Here is a 16,591-nt window from a genome sequence, read left to right on the forward strand (position 1 = left end):
AGGCGTTACTGAGCCGGGGTGGCCGGCTCAGGTGTTTCCTCGTTGCGATCCATGGCCACCTGTTGGATTGACAGGCGAATTTCTGCCGGAAGCACGCGTTTGGCTGCGCCTTCTACCAACTCGCTGAGCTTCGGATGATGGCTGAGTTTGCCTGCTTCATCCTGGCGCAAAACGCCTTGGCTGAGCATGCTCTTGATGAAATGGCGGAACAGGTTCTTGTCAAAGAACTCCGGCGCATTCAGGCCGTGCAGAATCGACAGGCGCTGTGCCATGACGGTACAGAGGTTTTCCAGTTCCTCGGCAGTGATGCTGTTCTGTCCGGCCTTGAGCAGCAGGGCGGTGGCCATGTAGAAGCGTTGTAGAGTCTGCACGATGGCGCGGGACAGCAGTGTCAGCAGCACAAACTCGCGGGAGCTTGGCGCCGGGCGTGTGTATACACCCTCGTTGAGTTTGAGCAGGCCCTGCTCAACAAAGGCGTTCAACCACTGATCCACGACATCGTCCAGCTCATCCACATTCCAGCGGATAAACAGCTCCGCCTGCAGATAGGGATACAAGGCGCGGGTGTACAGCACAATTTGTTCGCGGCTCATGCGTGAGCTGCTCTGGAAGAAGCTGGCCAGCAACGCAGGCAGGGCAAAAATGTGCAGCACGTTGTTGCGGTAGTAGGTCATCAGGACGGCATTTTGCTCATCCAGATAGAAAATATTGCCCAGCGCATCCTTTTGCTCGGCCAACAGATCCATACGTTTTACGTAGTCGATCAGCGCCTTGCCGTCTCCCTCAGGCAATGTGGTATGAGGCGAGTAGGGCACTTTGCGCAACAGAGCCAGGTACATATCCAGCACGCGCTCAAGCCCACGGTTATCCAAGGCCAACTTGCTGGTAGAGAGCATGGCCAGTGCCACCAGGTTCACCGGGTTGATTGCCGCGGCCTCATTGAGACGCTGTGCAACATGATCGCCCAGGTTGTTGGTGACCTGATTCAGCCACTCTGGGCGGTATTGGTCGCCATAATCCTGATCACGCCAGCCCGGTTGTTGCTGGTCGAGAAACTCAGCCAGTTTGATGGGCTCACCGAAATTGACCCAAACCTGGCCGAAGCGTTGTTTCAGCGCTCCAATCACTTTGAAAATGTCGAAGATGGACTCTTTCTTCTTAGCCGCACCGCGCAGCTCGCCCAAATAGGTGCGGCCTTCCAGTACGCGCTCGTAACCGATATAAACCGGCACAAAGACAATCGGCAGGCGGTTACTGCGCAGGAAACTGCGCATGGTGATCGCCAGCATCCCGGTTTTCGGTTGCAGCATGCGCCCGGTGCGGGAGCGGCCGCCCTCGACGAAGTACTCCACCGGGAAACCCTTGCTGAACAAGGTATGCAGGTACTCGTTGAAGACCGCTGTGTACAGCGGGTTGCCCTTGAAGGTGCGGCGCATAAAAAACGCACCACCACGCCGCAGCAAACCACCGATTACCGGCATGTTCAGGTTGATGCCTGCGGCGATGTGCGGCGGCGTCAGGCCGCTGCGGAACAGCTGATAGGACAGCAGCAGGTAGTCGATATGGCTGCGGTGGCACGGCACATAAATCACCTCGTGGCCCTGCGCGACATCTTGCACAGCCTCGATATGGTTGACCCGGATACCGTCGTAAATCTTGTTCCAGAACCAGCTCAGCACCAGCTCAAGGAAACGGATTGCCGTGTAGGTGTAGTCCGAAGCAATCTCGTTACCGTAACGCAGGGCTTGGCTTTCCGCCTTCTCCAGGGTGATGTTTTCACGCTGAGCTTCATCAGCGATGGCCTGACGAACCAGTGGCGCGTGGACCAACCCTTTAACCAGGTTACGCCGGTGGGAAACGTCAGGACCGATCACCGCCGTTTTCTGGTTACGGAAGTGCACCCGCAGAATACGTTGCGCCATGCGCAGCGTGCGCTCGTGGCCTTTATCCTGCTCAATCAGTTCACGCATGTGGATCGGCGAGGAAAACTGCACCCGTGTCTTACGCCCCAGAATCAGGATGCTCACCAGTCGGCGCAGGCGCCCAGTTACCGCCCAGCTGTCAGCGAACAACAACTTCCAAGCGCTGGTTTCTCGATCAGGAGATTGGCCCCAAAACACGCTGACCGGGATGATCTGTGCATCATCCACGGCATTCTGGCTCAGCGCACTGATCAAGCGTTGCAGAGTGGGTGAGCTACCGCGTTTGCTTCTACGTCCCAGCCAGCCTGCTTCTTCGGTCAGGTAGAAGAATGCAGCAGGCTCCTCATGCGAGCCCACTGTAACCGGCAACACAGGGCGAGGTAGCCCGGCCTTACGGCACTCAGTATCCACCACTGCCAGATCGCTCAAGGACGCTTGTTGCAGCACATAGAACACCGGCTTGCTGCGGTCGAGTTTGAGGGTGAAGGCGGACTGATTGATGGTCTCCGAACGCACCCAAAGGTAAAGCAGGCGGCGCAGAGTGCCAAAAACGAGGCGGTGCAGCGGTGATCGGGTCATACGTGTTTAGTGGCTATGCAAACGAGCAACTGCTCGGGAGCGCGTAGTGTGCCGGAACGCTACGCGTGCAGCAAAACTCTTGGCAGCTCTGGGGGAATAAAAGTCATTTTTATCCATTGGCGACCCTTCTCTGGGACGCATCAAGGCTCAAAGCCACTATTTGGATGAAGTTTTTGTAATTTTTATCTAAGCCACTTGTCTAGTTGGCTACACCAGTAATCTCAAGGAGTTCCTTACCATTTGTCTTATGTTTTATGGGTCTAAAAATCATGTTTGTAATAAAATTTATACCTAAAAGAAATTGATCTGAAATATCGCATCGCCAAGATCCACCTCCAACACGAACGAGTCCACAACGCTCGGGTGTTTGCCAACACTTAAAAGTAAACAGAGGAATCTTCGATGCTCCGTAAGCACTTCGCCGGTTTCGCAGCCAGCGCACTGGCACTGGCCGTTTCCGCCCAGGCTTTCGCCGGTACTGTCACCACTGACGGCGCCGATCTCGTGATCAAAACCAAAGGCGGCCTGGAAGTCGCAACCACTGATAAAGCTTTCGCTTTCAAACTGGGCGGTAAGATCCAGTGGGACGCTACCAGCTTCGACGGCCTGATGGCTGGTGCTGAGAACAAGCCTTTCGACGATACCTTCAACACCTTCATCCGCCGTGGTGAGATCGGCATGGAAGGCGTTGCCTATACCGACTGGGATTGGGGTATTCGTCTGAGCTACGACGACTCTGCTGACGGCAGCGAAACCTCCGTTGACCGTGCCTTCGTTGCCTACAACGGCTTCGACTTTGCAGCCATCACCATTGGCCGCTTTGGTGTCGACTACGGCCTGGAAAACGCCACCAGCTCGTCGTGGATCACCGCCATTGAGCGTCCGTTCATGTACGACTTCCTCAATGGTGACGAAGACACCAAGTTCGGCGTGAACGTCAAGCACTCTGGCGACAACTACGGCCTGATGGCTCAGGTTGCGACCTTTGATGATGGGCACCGCAAGTCTGACAGCAACGACGAGCGCTTCGGTTACACACTGCGTGCTCACTGGGCACCGTACCTGCAAGGTAACGACGTAGTGCACCTGGCGGCCAACTACCACAACAGCGAAGCTGATGACGACCGTTCCCGCGCTCGTACTCGTATGGGTATCCGCAGTGACGAAGACCTTCGTCTGACCCTGGGTGATGTGGCTAAGGCTGACAAGGACAGCGAATGGGTACTGGAAGCTGGTGCGCAGTTCGGTTCCTTCCGTGCGCAGAGCGAATACTTCCAGCGCAACATCTCCGGTGAGAACAGCGCTGGTAATAACGCAGATGTGGATATCGACGGCTTCAACGCTCAGGTTTCTTACATGTTCGGCACGCAGCGCGGCTATAAAGGCAGCGACGGCAAGTGGGACAAGCCGGTTGACATGAAAGGCACCTGGGAAATCTTCGCTCGCTATGAGCAAGCCACCGTTGACTCAGACCCAACTGCCATTCCAGGCAACCTGGGTGTGGTTGGCATCATTGCCCAAGACAACACGGATGAGTTCAAAGCCAAAGCCTTTGTGGTGGGTGCCAACTACTTCATCAACCCGGCGGTACGCGCCAGCCTGAACTACATCGACTACGAAGTGGACAACATCGACACCCGTAGCTCTGTAGAAGGCAAACGTGTTCAGGACGACGGCAAGGCCATCGTAGGCCGCCTGCAGTACGTGTTCTGAGTTAGCTGAATCCCTCATTACGTTGCTCCCTCAACATTTGTTGACCCCGCCTTGTGCGGGGTTTTTTTTAACAAATCTTGGGCGAGGAAAGACAAGGCTGCTGCTAGCGAAGGGGATTTAGTGATGTTTCGTGTTCGATCGCAGCTTATATCGCTCACCAGGGTGAATGAGCCGTGCGTAGCTGATCAGGTGTTCATCTGACCAAGTACGGCGGATAACGGACAGACAGGCTGCGTTGTTTTCGATATCCAGCCAAAGCGCTGTTTGCTTGTCTGCATGAATGGCTTCAACCACATGCTCAACATCACTGATTGGGCAGTTAGCGACTAACACCTCATTTGGTGTCTGCTGGGAAAAATCAGATTCAAGGTAGTGGGGTACCCAGCGTGGGTTGACGAAGCGATCCTCCAGTTGGATGGGTACACCGTCTTCACGGTGTACAAGGATGCTGTGAAACACTTGTGAACCCAGGCGAAGCCCTAAGCGTAGGGCGATTTCATCGTCTGCAGCGATGGCCTCGCAGCGAAGTACATCATTGCTGTAGACATGGCCGCGCGCACGGACTTCGCTAGCAATGTTAAGCACTTCATGAATTGGAGATTCGGCCTTGCGGTCGGTGACAAAGGTACCCAAGCCCGCCTGCCTCACCAGATAGCCTTTTTGCACCAGATTGTTTATGGCCTTATTGGCCGTCATCCGGCTAACAGAGAAATCTCTGGCGAGTTGCTCTTCAGGAGGAATCTGGTGGTTTACCGGGAAGGCACCGTTGTGAATACGTTCGAGCAGGAACTCTTCGATCACTTTGTAGCGTGGAGGCAGCGTACTGCTCACAGAAATTCCTCGGTAGTCGGCGGGTTGCACGATCATAGCGCGCAACCCGCTCATTGCCACCTACGCTAACAGGCAAACTGTCAGAACACGCCTGTGCCTAGGACACGCTTGGTTGTGTTTCCTTAGGTTGTTCAAACGCCCCGTCTTTTTTGGGCCTGACCCAGCACCAGTAGGCGATGACCAGCAGTACGATCCACACCAGTCCAACCCACAACGCCGGTTGAGTTTTCGGGAAGTAAGCCAGTACTCCAAATACAAACAGCATAAAGGCAATCGCGGCGGCGGGAGCCAGTGGCCAAAAGGGTACTGGGAACTTCAGAGCGGCTGTTTCTTCACGGCTCATGCATCGGCGCATACCCACTTGAGACAGCAGGATCATCAACCACACCCACACCGTAGCAAAGGTGGCGATGGAGGCGATCAGCAGGAAGACATTTTCCGGAATCAGGTAATTGAGCAATACCCCAATCAACAATGCGGCGGCCATCACTACAACCGTCATCCATGGCACGCCATAGCGGGAGAGGTGAGCAAAGCCTGCCGGCGCCTGCTTCTGTTTCGACATACCGTAGAGCATGCGCCCGGCACCAAAGATGTCGCTGTTGATGGCTGAGATTGCTGCGGTAATCACGACCACATTGAGGATCGCAGCAGCCGAACTAATCCCAAGGCTGTCGAAAATCTGCACAAATGGGCTGCCCTGTGTACCAATCTGTGGCCATGGGAAAATCGCCATCAAAACAAACAGCGTCAGCACATAGAACAGCAAAATACGCAGCGGAACGGCATTGATCGCGCGGGGAATCGTGCGTTGCGGGTTCTGCGCTTCACCGGCGGTTACACCGATAATTTCAATCCCACCAAAGGCAAATACCACCACAGCAAATGACGCAATCAGGCCGCTGATGCCATTGGGCATAAAGCCGCCATGGGCCCACAGGTTGTGAACGCCGGTGCCGCTCTCTGCCAGGCCAAAGCCGAAGAACATAATGCCGAAGCCCGCCAGAATCATGGCGACGATGGCTCCAACTTTGATGATGGACAGCCAGAACTCCATTTCACCGAACACCTTCACCGCACACAGATTCAGTGCGCCGATAAAGAAGATGATCGATAACACCCAGATCCAGCGCGGCACATCGGGAAACCAGAAGCCCATGTAGATACCGAATGCGGTGACATCTGCCAGACACACCACAATCATCTCGAAGGCGTAGGTCCAGCCAGTAAGGAAGCCCGCGAGCGGGCCGAGGTAGGAACTGGCGTATTGGCCGAAAGATCCGGAAACGGGGTTGTGCACGGCCATTTCCCCCAGGGCGCGCATCACCATGTAAACCGCCGCGCCGGCGATCAGATAACCCAGCAACACTGAAGGTCCGGCGAGTTGAATCGCAGAAGCCGAACCGTAAAACAGGCCTGTTCCGATGGCTGAGCCTAATGCGATAAAACGAATATGCCGCGCGTTTAAGCCTCGCTGCATTCCAGCTTGAGTGCTCATTGTTAATCTCCTGATTGTTCTTGTCGTGCAGAGACGGCCGCCGAAGCAGGCGGCCAGGAGATGTCAGAGGCTGGGCAGCAGCTTCTCCGGCATCAGCGTGTTCAGGCAACCGCCAGCCAACAAATGACTAGCAGCTTCAATATCGGGAGCGAAGAAGCGGTCTTCCTGATAGTAGGGAACTTGCTCGCGAAGAAGATGGCGGGCCTTTTCCAGTTTCTCTGTGCTCTTTAAGCCGGTACGGAAATCCAGTCCCTGACAGGCTCCAAGCCATTCGATGGCAAGAATGTCGCGCACGTTTGCGGCCATGCTCCAAAGGCGCTTACCCGCATTAGGCGCCATGGAAACGTGGTCTTCCTGATTAGCGGAGGTCGGCAGGCTGTCGACACTGGCCGGGTGCGCCAGCGCTTTGTTGTCACTGGCAAGAGCCGCAGCAGTTACTTGGGCGATCATAAAGCCGGAGTTAACTCCGCCGTTTTCCACCAGAAAGGGCGGCAGCTGCGACATGTGCACGTCCATCATCATGGAAATTCGCCGCTCTGATAGCGAGCCTATTTCAGCGATAGCCAGTGCTAGGTTATCCGCTGCCATAGCCACGGGTTCAGCGTGGAAGTTGCCACCAGAAATCACATCACCTTGTTCAGCGAACACCAACGGGTTATCGGACACCGCATTGGCCTCGATTTCCAACACTTCCGCGGCCTGCCGCAACTGAGTCAGGCAGGCGCCCATGACTTGCGGCTGGCAACGCAGGGAGTAGGGGTCTTGGACTTTGTCGCAATTCTCATGGGACTGAGCCACTTCACTGCTTTCCGTAAGCAAGCTGCGATAGGCTGCGGCAATGTCGATCTGCCCGCGTTGGCCACGTGCGGCATGAATACGCGGATCAAATGGCGCTCGGGACCCGAGCATAGCCTCTACACTTAGGGCACCACACACAGTGGCTGCTGCAAGGAGGTCTTCGCCTTCGAACAGGCCGCGCAGGGCATAGGCTGTCGATACCTGAGTACCGTTGAGCAAGGCCAAACCTTCTTTGGCCGCAAGCGTCAGCGGTTGCAGGCCGGCAACCGCCAATGCTTCTTTTGCAGAGAGCCACTGGCCTTTGTAGCGCGCCTTGCTTTCACCCAGTAGCACCAGCGACATATGCGCCAGCGGAGCCAAATCCCCGGATGCACCGACCGAGCCTTTGAGCGGGATATGAGGATAGACCTCGGCATTGATCAGCGTCACCAGTGCGTCGATCACTTTACGGCGAATGCCGGAGAAACCTCGTGCGAGGCTGTTCACCTTGAGTACCATGATGAGCCGCACCATGGCGTCGTCCAGCGCCTCACCTACACCGGCAGCATGGGACAGCACTAGCGAACGCTGTAGCTTCTCCAGATCAGCCTGGGCAATGCGCGTAGAGGCCAGCAGGCCGAAGCCGGTGTTAATCCCGTAAGCCGTGCGGCCTTCGGCAATAATCTGCTCAACACAGGCCACACTGGCATCAATGGCCGCGTCCGCGCTGGCATCCAGCTCCAGTTTTACCGGTTGCAGATACAGCTGACGCAGTTGCGCCAGGGTCAGCGTTCCGGGTTTCAGGGACAGGGTATTCATGCTCAGGCTCCTTGGTTGATCATGGGCAGGTTCAGGCCTTGCTCACGGGCGCAGTCAATTGCGATTTGGTATCCAGCATCCGCATGACGCATTACGCCGGTGCCAGGGTCATTAGTCAGTACACGGGCGATTCGTTCAGCAGCCTCATCGGTTCCATCGCACACGATGACCATGCCGGAGTGCTGCGAGAAGCCCATGCCGACACCGCCGCCGTGATGAAGAGACACCCAGGTTGCGCCGCTGGCGGTGTTGAGCAATGCATTCAGTAGTGGCCAGTCGGATACCGCATCAGAGCCATCTTGCATGGCTTCAGTTTCACGGTTGGGACTGGAAACCGAGCCAGAGTCCAGATGATCACGACCGATCACAATCGGTGCCGACAACTCACCGGAACGTACCATCTCATTGAAGGCCAGCCCCAGCTTGGCACGTAGCCCCAGGCCGACCCAGCAGATACGAGCTGGTAAACCCTGGAAGCTGATACGCTCGCGGGCCATATCCAGCCAACGGTGCAGATGCGCATCATCCGGGATCAGCTCTTTGACCTTGGCGTCGGTTTTATAAATGTCTTGCGCATCACCTGACAGCGCGGCCCAGCGGAACGGGCCAATTCCGCGACAGAACAGAGGGCGGATATAGGCCGGTACAAAACCCGGGAAGTCGAAAGCATTGGCAACACCTTCTTCTTTGGCCATCTGCCGGATGTTGTTGCCGTAGTCGAAGGTTGGAATGCCCTGTTTCTGGAAGTCCAGCATGGCCTGTACGTGCACAGCCATGGATTGTTTAGCTGCTTTGATTACTGCAGCAGGGTCGGTCTGGGCGCGGTCGCGGTATTGTTCCCACGTCCAGCCAATGGGCAGATAACCATTGAGTGGGTCGTGAGCACTGGTTTGGTCGGTAACCATATCGGGACGTACGCCACGGCGGACCAGCTCCGGGAGGATTTCTGCCGCGTTGCCATGCAGGGCAATGGAGATCGCTTTACCTTCTGCGGTGTAACGGCTGATACGGGCCAATGCATCGTCCAAATCAGCGGCTTGCTCATCGACATAGCGAGTCTTCAGGCGGAAATCGATGCGGCTCTGTTGGCATTCGATATTTAACGAGCAAGCACCGGCCAGCGTCGCCGCCAGTGGTTGAGCACCGCCCATTCCGCCCAAGCCTGCGGTCAGTACCCAGCGGCCTTTCAGGTTGCCGTTGTAATGTTGGCGTCCGGCTTCTACGAAGGTTTCGTAGGTGCCTTGGACGATGCCCTGGCTACCGATATAGATCCAGCTGCCTGCGGTCATCTGCCCGTACATGGCCAACCCTTTGGCGTCCAGCTCGTTGAAGTGCTCCCAATTGGCCCAATGAGGGACAAGATTAGAGTTGGCAATCAGCACACGCGGCGCATTGCTGTGGGTTTTGAATACACCGACAGGTTTGCCGGACTGCACCAGCAGCGTTTCGTCGTTGTTCAGTGCCTTGAGGCTTTCGACGATCCGGTCGTAGCACTCCCAGTTGCGCGCAGCACGGCCAATGCCGCCGTACACCACCAGCTCCTTCGGGTTTTCCGCTACTTCCGGGTCGAGGTTGTTCATCAGCATGCGCAGCGGTGCTTCAGTCAGCCAGCTTTTGGCGGTTAGCTGATTACCGCGTGGGGCGCGGATTTCGATGTCACGAAACTTACTCATGGTGTCTCCTGAGGTCATCAGAGTGGACTGCGCAGGCAGCCCGGTGCACGCAGCAGGCGGCCGAAGCTGCGCATCGCGTAGAAATAAACGGGTTGTGAACGGGCTGGGGTTAGCCGTTGCCCGGAGATCGCGTGGGGAGTGGCGGGCTGGCAGAGCAGGGGGTGATGGTCATGGGTACGTCCTCTGTAATTGTTTTTGTCTGAGCGTCGGCGCAGTTAGTACGCGTCGAGTGATAGGAGGTGAATCAGCCTGGCTGCCACCTTGGCTGTGCGGTTATCAATGTCGTAAGTCGGGTTCAGCTCGGCCAGATCAATCAGGCGCAATTTGCCGGTGCCCTTCAGGCATTCCAGCATTGGCTCCAGCAGCGCCAGTGATACGCCTCGGGCGGCTGGAGCACTTACGCCCGGCGCTTCGCAAGCGGGGAGCACGTCAATGTCGATGGTCAGATACAGTGCATCGCAATCCACTGCAAAAGCCCGTAAATCTGTGCAGATACGTTCAAGGCTGGCGGCAGTGATTTCATGGTCTTCACGTACGAGCACGCCCAATTCAGCTGCCTTATGAAACAGGGCGCTGGTATTGCTGGCTCTGCTGATGCCCAGGCAGGCGTAATGGAAAGGCCAGCCCCTTTGCGCGCATTGCTCAGCAATCTGCGCAAAAGGCGTACCTGATGAGTGCACGTGCGCGGGATCCCGCAGATCAAAGTGCGCATCGAAGTTGACGATGCCGATGCGTGGAGCATGCAGCTGAGGAGCTAAGTGCGCTGCTAATCCACTCCAACTACCAAAGGCAATCTCGTGGCCGCCACCCATGACTATCGGGAGGTGGTTGGCGCTCAGCGCGTCATTCACGCTAGCTGCAAGGCGTGCTTGTGCTGCTTCAAGGTCGCCATCCTCACAAACTATGTCGCCAGCATCGTAAGCCTTGCCTTGGCGATGCCAGGCAAGGCCGGCCAGAGCTTTGCGGATAACTGCTGGACCCTCAGCCGCACCTGTGCGGCCTTGATTGCGGCGCACGCCCTCATCGCAGGCAAAACCCAGCAAGCTGAGCCCAGGCTGGCTGTCTGTAGTTAGTGGCTGAACCTTCTGGTGCCAGCGTGGGCTGTCCTGCTCCGGGTCAACACGGCCTGTCCACAGCTCTATTGGGAAACGATTAATGAACATGGGTAATAGTCCCTGCAAAAACACGCTGGCGCAGGCGTCCGGCTTGGACGGCGTACGCCAGCTCAGCGGGATGGCTGATATTCCACAGGCACAAATCTGCTGGAGCACCGACCTCAATTCGGCCAAGTGTCTGGATGCCTAAGGCACGGGCTGCGTGGGCTGTCATACCGCTTAGCGCTTCACGCGGTGTCAGGCGAAACAGCGTGCAAGCCAGGTTGGCCATCAAAGTGGGTGAACAGATTGGCGAAGTACCGGGGTTGGCATCACTGGCTACAGCCATCGGTACGTTGTATTGGCGCAATAGATCAACGGGCGGTAGCTGCGTTTCGCGCAGCATGTGAAAGGCTCCCGGCAGCAACACTGCGGTAGTGCCGGCCTCGGCCATGGCCTTCACGCCAGCCTCATCTAGGTACTCAATGTGATCGCAGGACAGTGCCTGGTACCGGGCAGCCAGCATACTGCCGCCTAAGTTAGACAGTTGTTCAGCATGCGCCTTAACCCTTAAGCCATGTTTATGTGCCGTGCGAAAGACGCGCTCACACTGCTCGGGTGAGAAGGCAATGCCTTCGCAGAACACATCTACCGCATCCGCTAAACCTTCGGCTACGGCCGCCGGAATCATCTCGGCGCAGACCAGCTCGACATACCCATCGGCGTTATCGACAAACTCTGGGGGGAGGGCGTGGGCACCTAACAGCGTTGTGACCACACGAATCGGAAACACCTCACCAATGTGTCGGGCCACGCGGAGCACTTTCAACTCATCAGCTAAGGTCAGGCCATAGCCGGACTTGATCTCAACCGTTGTCACCCCATCTGCCATCAAGGCCTCCAAGCGCGGACGGCAACTCTCCAGCAATTGTTCCTCGGATGCGGCACGGGTAGCGCGCACCGTGCTCAGAATGCCGCCACCTGCTCGGGCGATCTCTTCGTAGCTTGCACCTTCAAGTCGCAACTCAAACTCAGCGGCACGGTCACCGGCGTAAATCAGGTGTGTGTGGCAATCCACCAAGCCAGGTGTCATCACGCCACCTTGCCCCGCAATCTGGGCATTTCTCACCATGCGCTCATCAAGCGTTTGCTCTGGCCAGATGGCTGCAACCTGCCCGTCCTTAACCAGAACGGCCACGGGCTGATCCCATTGGCGCAGGCCATCAAACAACGTGACGTTGCGCCATAGCAGGGAGGTGTGAGGTGTCTTGATCATTGTTATGCCTCCATTTGTATATACATTTACTTTTTGAGTCTGGATCAGTCAAGCCTTAGTTTTCAGGTGTGTGCTAGTGGTAGCGTTCGGGTGATTGATTTTTGTATATACATTATGATGCGTGCGGACTAAACCATTAGGCTCAGGGCGCTTTGCGGAGTGCTAGTAGAGTTTGTTGCACCAAGTGGTTTGGGCTAAACCGCTGAAGGAGGGGGCAATTGGTTAGAAAGGCCGGGTGGTTAGATTCTTGCGTATTTCCAGGACCTAGCTGTTTATGGCTCTAAAGCGAGGATGCTCGTGTTAGAGGCTAAATGTGCTGAGTCAGATGCAACATCGTCACTGACTGCGTGGTTAAACGCTGAATGTTAGGGAAGGCTCTCAATGAAGGAGGTGCCTAGTATGAAAAAGAGGCCCGCGATACAGCGCGATAAACTAGAGTTATTTACGTTGTTTCGTGCAGCCTTCCACACCCATGTTCAGGAAATATGGGGTTGGGATGAAAGCTGGCAGCGATCGAATTTAGAAAAAGAATTTGCCAGCGCCGAGACCTCAGTGATTGACGAGGGGGCTGATTGTCGGCTACTTCCAGATACTCAACGATGCTGACTGTATCTATATCTGCAACCCTGCCATTTCAACTGAGTATCAACGTCGGGGTATTGGCACCGATATCGTCAAAGACCTCCGGCAGCGAGCAGTTGCCCGAAAAGTAACTTTGCAGTTGGCTGTTTTTCGAATCAATCCACAGGCGCAAAGACTTTATGAGCGTTTGGGGTTTGTTCAGGATGGGGAAACCGAGGGGCATGTGAAGATGTGTTGGAATCCTCCATCCTAGGATAGGGTGGACTAAATATCGTCTGTTCCTAGATAAAACCCTCTGCTTGCAGTCTTTCTACCATTACATGTCAGTTGATGTCCCGAATCGGTTTGCGTCCTGTAAACGCTGAAGGCGGCATGCCAAACTGGCGCTTGAACGCTGAGGTGTAAGCACTGTGGCTATCGTACCCACTTGCCATTGCAGCCGCGGTGATATGAGCACCTTGTGTCAGAAGCGTTAATGAGGACATCAGCCGGAGGCGTTGGCGCCACTTTCCGAACGTCACCCCTGTACTTTTGATGAAGCGGCGATGGAAGGTTTTCTCTCCTAGCGCGAGTTTATCTGCCCATTGTGCTGCGGTTTCATCCCGGCCTGGATCGGCCATTAGGGCATCGCAGAGTGCCCTTAACTTCTCATCTCGAGGCCAAGGGAGATGCAGTGGCAGCGCTTGTGTCGCGCGAAGTTCCTCAATCAGCAACTCGCCCAGTAAGTGGGTCATGTGCGGAGTCATTGCAGGATGATTCGAAGATGTCAGCCTAATGATGAGTTCTCGCATGAGGTCGCTTACTTGCACAACGCAATCTGCTTCGGGGAGCGCTCTACTTGCTTCGATGCTTACGAACAATCCATGTGCCTGTAGCGCTACAGGAACAATTAGACGATGGGGTACCCCAGGTCTTAGCCAAACGGCTGAGGTAGGTGGCACAAGCCAGTGATCAGTCTCAGTCTCTACACGAAGTAAGCCACGATTCGAATAAATCAGATGCCCTCCATCATGGTGGTGCATCGGTACGATATGGCCTTGTGGATAGCTGACCGCTACGCCGCTTACGGCCACTGAATGATGATTCAACCGTTCCAGATCAAGTGCATGGCCACCGTCCAGCGGTGCGTGGAAGCCCATATGCTTTTGTCCGTATTGAGCAAATAAAAGTCCATATTAATTGAGATGGACACATGCTGCGACTCTTATAGTGAGACCGATCCACTACGGAGTTCTGCCATGCGAACGCTTTCTATCCTTTTACCACTGCGACTACGACTGATTATCGGTCGGGGTCTGCACGCGTCCGCTCGCGTCATGACTCATCCTGATTTCCCCTGACCCCGACCATAGTCAGCATCGCCGCTAGGGGAGTCAGGTTTCATTTGTTGTGGAGTTCCTATCATGCTGACTGATCCCTCTCAAAAGTATCGCCATTTCGACACTATCGACCTTCCAGACCGTCAATGGCCCGGCCGAATCCAAAGAGTCCCTCCGACTTGGTGCAGTGTGGATATGCGCGATGGCAACCAGGCGCTGATCGAGCCAATGAACCCCGAACGTAAGCGCCGCTTCTTTGATCTGCTGGTGCAGATAGGCTTCAAGCAGATCGAGGTGGGATTTCCTGCTGCTTCGCAAACCGACTTCGACTATCTCCGTGATTTGATTACGAGCGGCGCTATCCCCGAAGACGTCACGATCCAAGTAATGACGCAAGCCCGCACATCACTCATTGAGCGGACATTCGAAGCGCTCCAAGGTGCGCCTCGCGCTATTGTTCATGTCTACAACGCAACAGCCCCTGTTTTTCGAGAGGTTGTGTTCGGAGCTGATCGGGCGGGTTGTATCGAGATCGCCACGAAAGCGACGCGCGAGATCAAAGCACTTATGCAGAAGAATCCGCAGACGCAATGGACTTATCAGTACTCGCCTGAGACGTTTTGTTTTACCGAGCCTGATTTCGGTTTGGAAATCTGTGAGGCTGTAATTGACGCTTTCGCGCCTACGCCTGAAAACAAGATGATCCTCAACTTGCCGACAACCGTGGAAGTAGCCACTGCTAATGTTTTTGCAGATCACATCGAGTGGTTTTGTAGGCATATCAGCAACCGTGACAGCGTGATCATCAGTGTGCATCCACATAATGATCGAGGAACAGGCGTATCCACCGCCGAGTTGGCCTGTTTGGCTGGTGCGGAGCGGGTCGAAGGTACTTTGTTCGGGAATGGCGAGCGAACGGGGAATGTCGATATTCTGACTTTGGCGATGAACCTCTATACCAGCGGAATTAGCCCTGGTCTTGATTTTTCGAATATCAGCCACGTCCAGCGTGAGGTTGAGTACTGCAATCAATTGCCGACACACCCACGTCATCCCTATGCAGGGGAATTAGTGTTTACTGCGTTTTCTGGGTCACACCAAGATGCGATCAAGAAGGGATTTGCTCATCGCCAGAAGCATCCAGAAGGTTTCTGGCAGATACCTTATTTGCCTATAGATCCGGCGGATGTGGGACGCAGCTATGAGGCGGTGATTCGGGTAAACAGCCAGTCTGGCAAAGGTGGTATCGCGTATTTGTTGGAGCAGCAAGGGATCGTTTTACCTCGTCGTCTCCAGATCGAATTCAGCAATCTGATCCAACAAATAGCTGACACAACGGGGCTTGAAATCACCCCCAACATGATCATGGAAAGCTTTACTGAGCACTACTTAACGCGTGGCAAACCCTACGCGTTGTCAGGGGCTAGTGTTATTAACGGTGCATACGGCACTAAGGTGGATGCGACATTGCTCCTCGGCCACAGCCAAGTTGCCCTTTCAGGGAGGGGCAATGGACCGCTCGAGGCCATTACCAGCGCGTTCGCTCATCACGGACTAAAATTCGATATCGCTGACTATCACGAGCATGCAGTTGGTAAGGGGGCCAGTGCTGAAGCGATGGCGTACGTTGAAATCCAAATCAATGGCCAATTGCAGTTCGGTGCAGGTAGAAGCAGAAACGTTCTCGATGCATCACTTGATGCCGTTGTCAGCGCGGTTTGCTGTGCAACACGAAAAGGGCTACTTCCTCAAATGCCGGAGGTGTCTTAAGTCTTTGAGCCGCTCATTTTGGTGACGATTCAATTAGCACAAAGCCCCGCTATTTAGCGGGGCTTTGTGTACATGTGCGTTAAATCAGTTGTTCTTCTTATAATTGTCCAGCGCCGTCTGAATCAGTTTCTTCGCCTCAGCGGCATTACCAAACCCATTCAGCTCAACTTTCTTGCGGCCTTCCGGCAGATTTTTGTAAACCTTGAAAAAGGCTTCGATGCGTTGGCGTTCGATGGCTGGGAGGTCGTTTATGTCCTGGATGTTGTCGTAGGTCGGGTCGATATCGCTGCTGGGTACGCCGATGATTTTTTCATCGTGCTCACCGCCGTCGATCATCTTCAGATAGCCGATGGGGCGGAATTTGATCATGACGCCAGGGTGCAGGCTTTCGCGGGTCAGGACCAGGCCGTCGAGCGGGTCGTTGTCACCGGCGAGGGTGCGCGGCAGGGAGCCGTAGTTGGCGGGGTAGACAACAGGCATGGACTGGAAGCGGTCGACAAAAACCAGGCCTTCTTCATTGATTTCGTATTTGGTGAAGCTGCCTGCCGGAATTTCCACAGCCATGTGAACGTCATTCGGCGCATTCTTCGCCTGTTCAGCTTGGAACGGATGCACAATAGATTTCTCTGCCATGGCGACGCCGCTACCGAGCATGAGTGCGACACCTAAAGCGAGCAGGGACTTTTGCATGATGACTCCTTGGTGAGTGCTTTTGCGATTAAGTTGGCACGCGTATCT

Annotated in this window: 12 protein-coding genes and 1 pseudogene; 3 read left to right on the forward strand and 10 right to left on the reverse strand. The window is 55.2% G+C overall.

The features are described 5' to 3' along the window. Positions 1-5 precede the first annotated feature (5 nt). Positions 6-2,501, reverse strand: coding sequence for a glycerol-3-phosphate 1-O-acyltransferase PlsB (gene plsB, locus WG219_06585; GenBank protein WXL27115.1), 2,496 nt, complete (start codon positions 2,499-2,501; stop codon positions 6-8). A 402-nt stretch (positions 2,502-2,903) separates the two neighbouring features. Between plsB and WG219_06590 the strand changes: the two genes are divergently transcribed. Then, positions 2,904-4,214, forward strand: coding sequence for a porin (locus WG219_06590; GenBank protein WXL27116.1), 1,311 nt, complete (start codon positions 2,904-2,906; stop codon positions 4,212-4,214). A gap of 117 nt (positions 4,215-4,331) precedes the next feature. Here WG219_06590 and hutC read toward each other — a convergent pair whose 3' ends face one another. From hutC to hutI, 6 genes are all read right to left on the reverse strand, one after another. After that, on the reverse strand, positions 4,332-5,081 hold the full coding sequence (hutC, locus tag WG219_06595; GenBank protein WXL27117.1) for a histidine utilization repressor: 750 nt from the start codon (positions 5,079-5,081) through the stop codon (positions 4,332-4,334). 61 nt (positions 5,082-5,142) lie between these two features. Then, a complete protein-coding gene (locus tag WG219_06600) occupies positions 5,143-6,543 on the reverse strand; it encodes an amino acid permease (protein WXL27118.1) in 1,401 nt (466 codons plus the stop codon). Between the two features lie 63 nt (positions 6,544-6,606). Then, the gene (hutH, locus tag WG219_06605) at positions 6,607-8,139 is read right to left on the reverse strand and encodes a histidine ammonia-lyase (GenBank protein ID WXL27119.1); all 1,533 of its coding nucleotides are present in this window, start codon (positions 8,137-8,139) and stop codon (positions 6,607-6,609) included. Positions 8,140-8,141: 2 nt separating this feature from the next. Further along, positions 8,142-9,830 carry a urocanate hydratase gene (gene hutU, locus WG219_06610; protein WXL27120.1) on the reverse strand — a complete coding sequence of 563 codons (1,689 nt, stop codon included), beginning with the start codon at positions 9,828-9,830 and terminating at the stop codon, positions 8,142-8,144. A gap of 197 nt (positions 9,831-10,027) precedes the next feature. Next, complete coding sequence (gene hutG / locus WG219_06615) at positions 10,028-10,975, reverse strand: formimidoylglutamase (protein WXL27121.1); 948 nt, start codon at positions 10,973-10,975, stop codon at positions 10,028-10,030. Beyond that, on the reverse strand, positions 10,965-12,182 hold the full coding sequence (gene hutI, locus WG219_06620) for an imidazolonepropionase (protein ID WXL27122.1): 1,218 nt from the start codon (positions 12,180-12,182) through the stop codon (positions 10,965-10,967). The genes hutG and hutI overlap by 11 nt, the downstream gene beginning before the upstream one ends. Positions 12,183-12,581: 399 nt before the next feature. Here hutI and WG219_06625 point away from each other — a divergent pair, with 399 nt between their 5' ends. Further along, entirely contained in the window at positions 12,582-12,788 is a 207-nt protein-coding gene (locus tag WG219_06625; protein WXL27123.1) for a hypothetical protein, read from the forward strand. 299 nt (positions 12,789-13,087) lie between these two features. Here the strand turns inward: WG219_06625 and WG219_06630 are convergent, their stop codons facing one another. Both WG219_06630 and WG219_06635 read right to left on the reverse strand, forming a co-directional pair. After that, a complete protein-coding gene (locus WG219_06630) occupies positions 13,088-13,498 on the reverse strand; it encodes an AraC family transcriptional regulator (GenBank protein WXL27958.1) in 411 nt (136 codons plus the stop codon). Between the two features lie 207 nt (positions 13,499-13,705). After that, positions 13,706-13,903 (reverse strand): annotated as a pseudogene (locus WG219_06635) (AraC family transcriptional regulator). Positions 13,904-14,167: 264 nt separating this feature from the next. Here WG219_06635 and leuA point away from each other — a divergent pair. Next, positions 14,168-15,853, forward strand: a complete 1,686-nt coding sequence (gene leuA / locus WG219_06640; GenBank protein WXL27124.1) for a 2-isopropylmalate synthase — start codon at positions 14,168-14,170, stop codon at positions 15,851-15,853. A gap of 84 nt (positions 15,854-15,937) precedes the next feature. Here leuA and WG219_06645 read toward each other — a convergent pair whose 3' ends face one another. Then, positions 15,938-16,543 (reverse strand): inorganic diphosphatase, encoded by a 606-nt coding sequence (locus WG219_06645; protein ID WXL27125.1) that lies wholly within the window; start codon positions 16,541-16,543, stop codon positions 15,938-15,940. Positions 16,544-16,591 lie beyond the last annotated feature (48 nt).

It is taken from the genome of Pseudomonas mendocina, from assembly GCA_037482215.1.
GTDB classification, from domain to species: domain Bacteria; phylum Pseudomonadota; class Gammaproteobacteria; order Pseudomonadales; family Pseudomonadaceae; genus Aquipseudomonas; species Aquipseudomonas mendocina_E.

Bases quoted from the DNA above. Each gene is read 5' to 3' on its own strand.
- plsB (WXL27115.1), bottom strand. From the start codon at position 2,501: ATGACCCGATCACCGCTGCACCGCCTCGTTTTTGGCACTCTGCGCCGC.
- WG219_06590 (WXL27116.1), top strand. From the start codon at position 2,904: ATGCTCCGTAAGCACTTCGCCGGTTTCGCAGCCAGCGCACTGGCACTG.
- hutC (WXL27117.1), bottom strand. From the start codon at position 5,081: ATGATCGTGCAACCCGCCGACTACCGAGGAATTTCTGTGAGCAGTACG.
- WG219_06600 (WXL27118.1), bottom strand. From the start codon at position 6,543: ATGAGCACTCAAGCTGGAATGCAGCGAGGCTTAAACGCGCGGCATATT.
- hutH (WXL27119.1), bottom strand. From the start codon at position 8,139: ATGAATACCCTGTCCCTGAAACCCGGAACGCTGACCCTGGCGCAACTG.
- hutU (WXL27120.1), bottom strand. From the start codon at position 9,830: ATGACCTCAGGAGACACCATGAGTAAGTTTCGTGACATCGAAATCCGC.
- hutG (WXL27121.1), bottom strand. From the start codon at position 10,975: ATGTTCATTAATCGTTTCCCAATAGAGCTGTGGACAGGCCGTGTTGAC.
- hutI (WXL27122.1), bottom strand. From the start codon at position 12,182: ATGATCAAGACACCTCACACCTCCCTGCTATGGCGCAACGTCACGTTG.
- WG219_06625 (WXL27123.1), top strand. From the start codon at position 12,582: ATGAAAAAGAGGCCCGCGATACAGCGCGATAAACTAGAGTTATTTACG.
- WG219_06630 (WXL27958.1), bottom strand. From the start codon at position 13,498: ATGACCCACTTACTGGGCGAGTTGCTGATTGAGGAACTTCGCGCGACA.
- leuA (WXL27124.1), top strand. From the start codon at position 14,168: ATGCTGACTGATCCCTCTCAAAAGTATCGCCATTTCGACACTATCGAC.
- WG219_06645 (WXL27125.1), bottom strand. From the start codon at position 16,543: ATGCAAAAGTCCCTGCTCGCTTTAGGTGTCGCACTCATGCTCGGTAGC.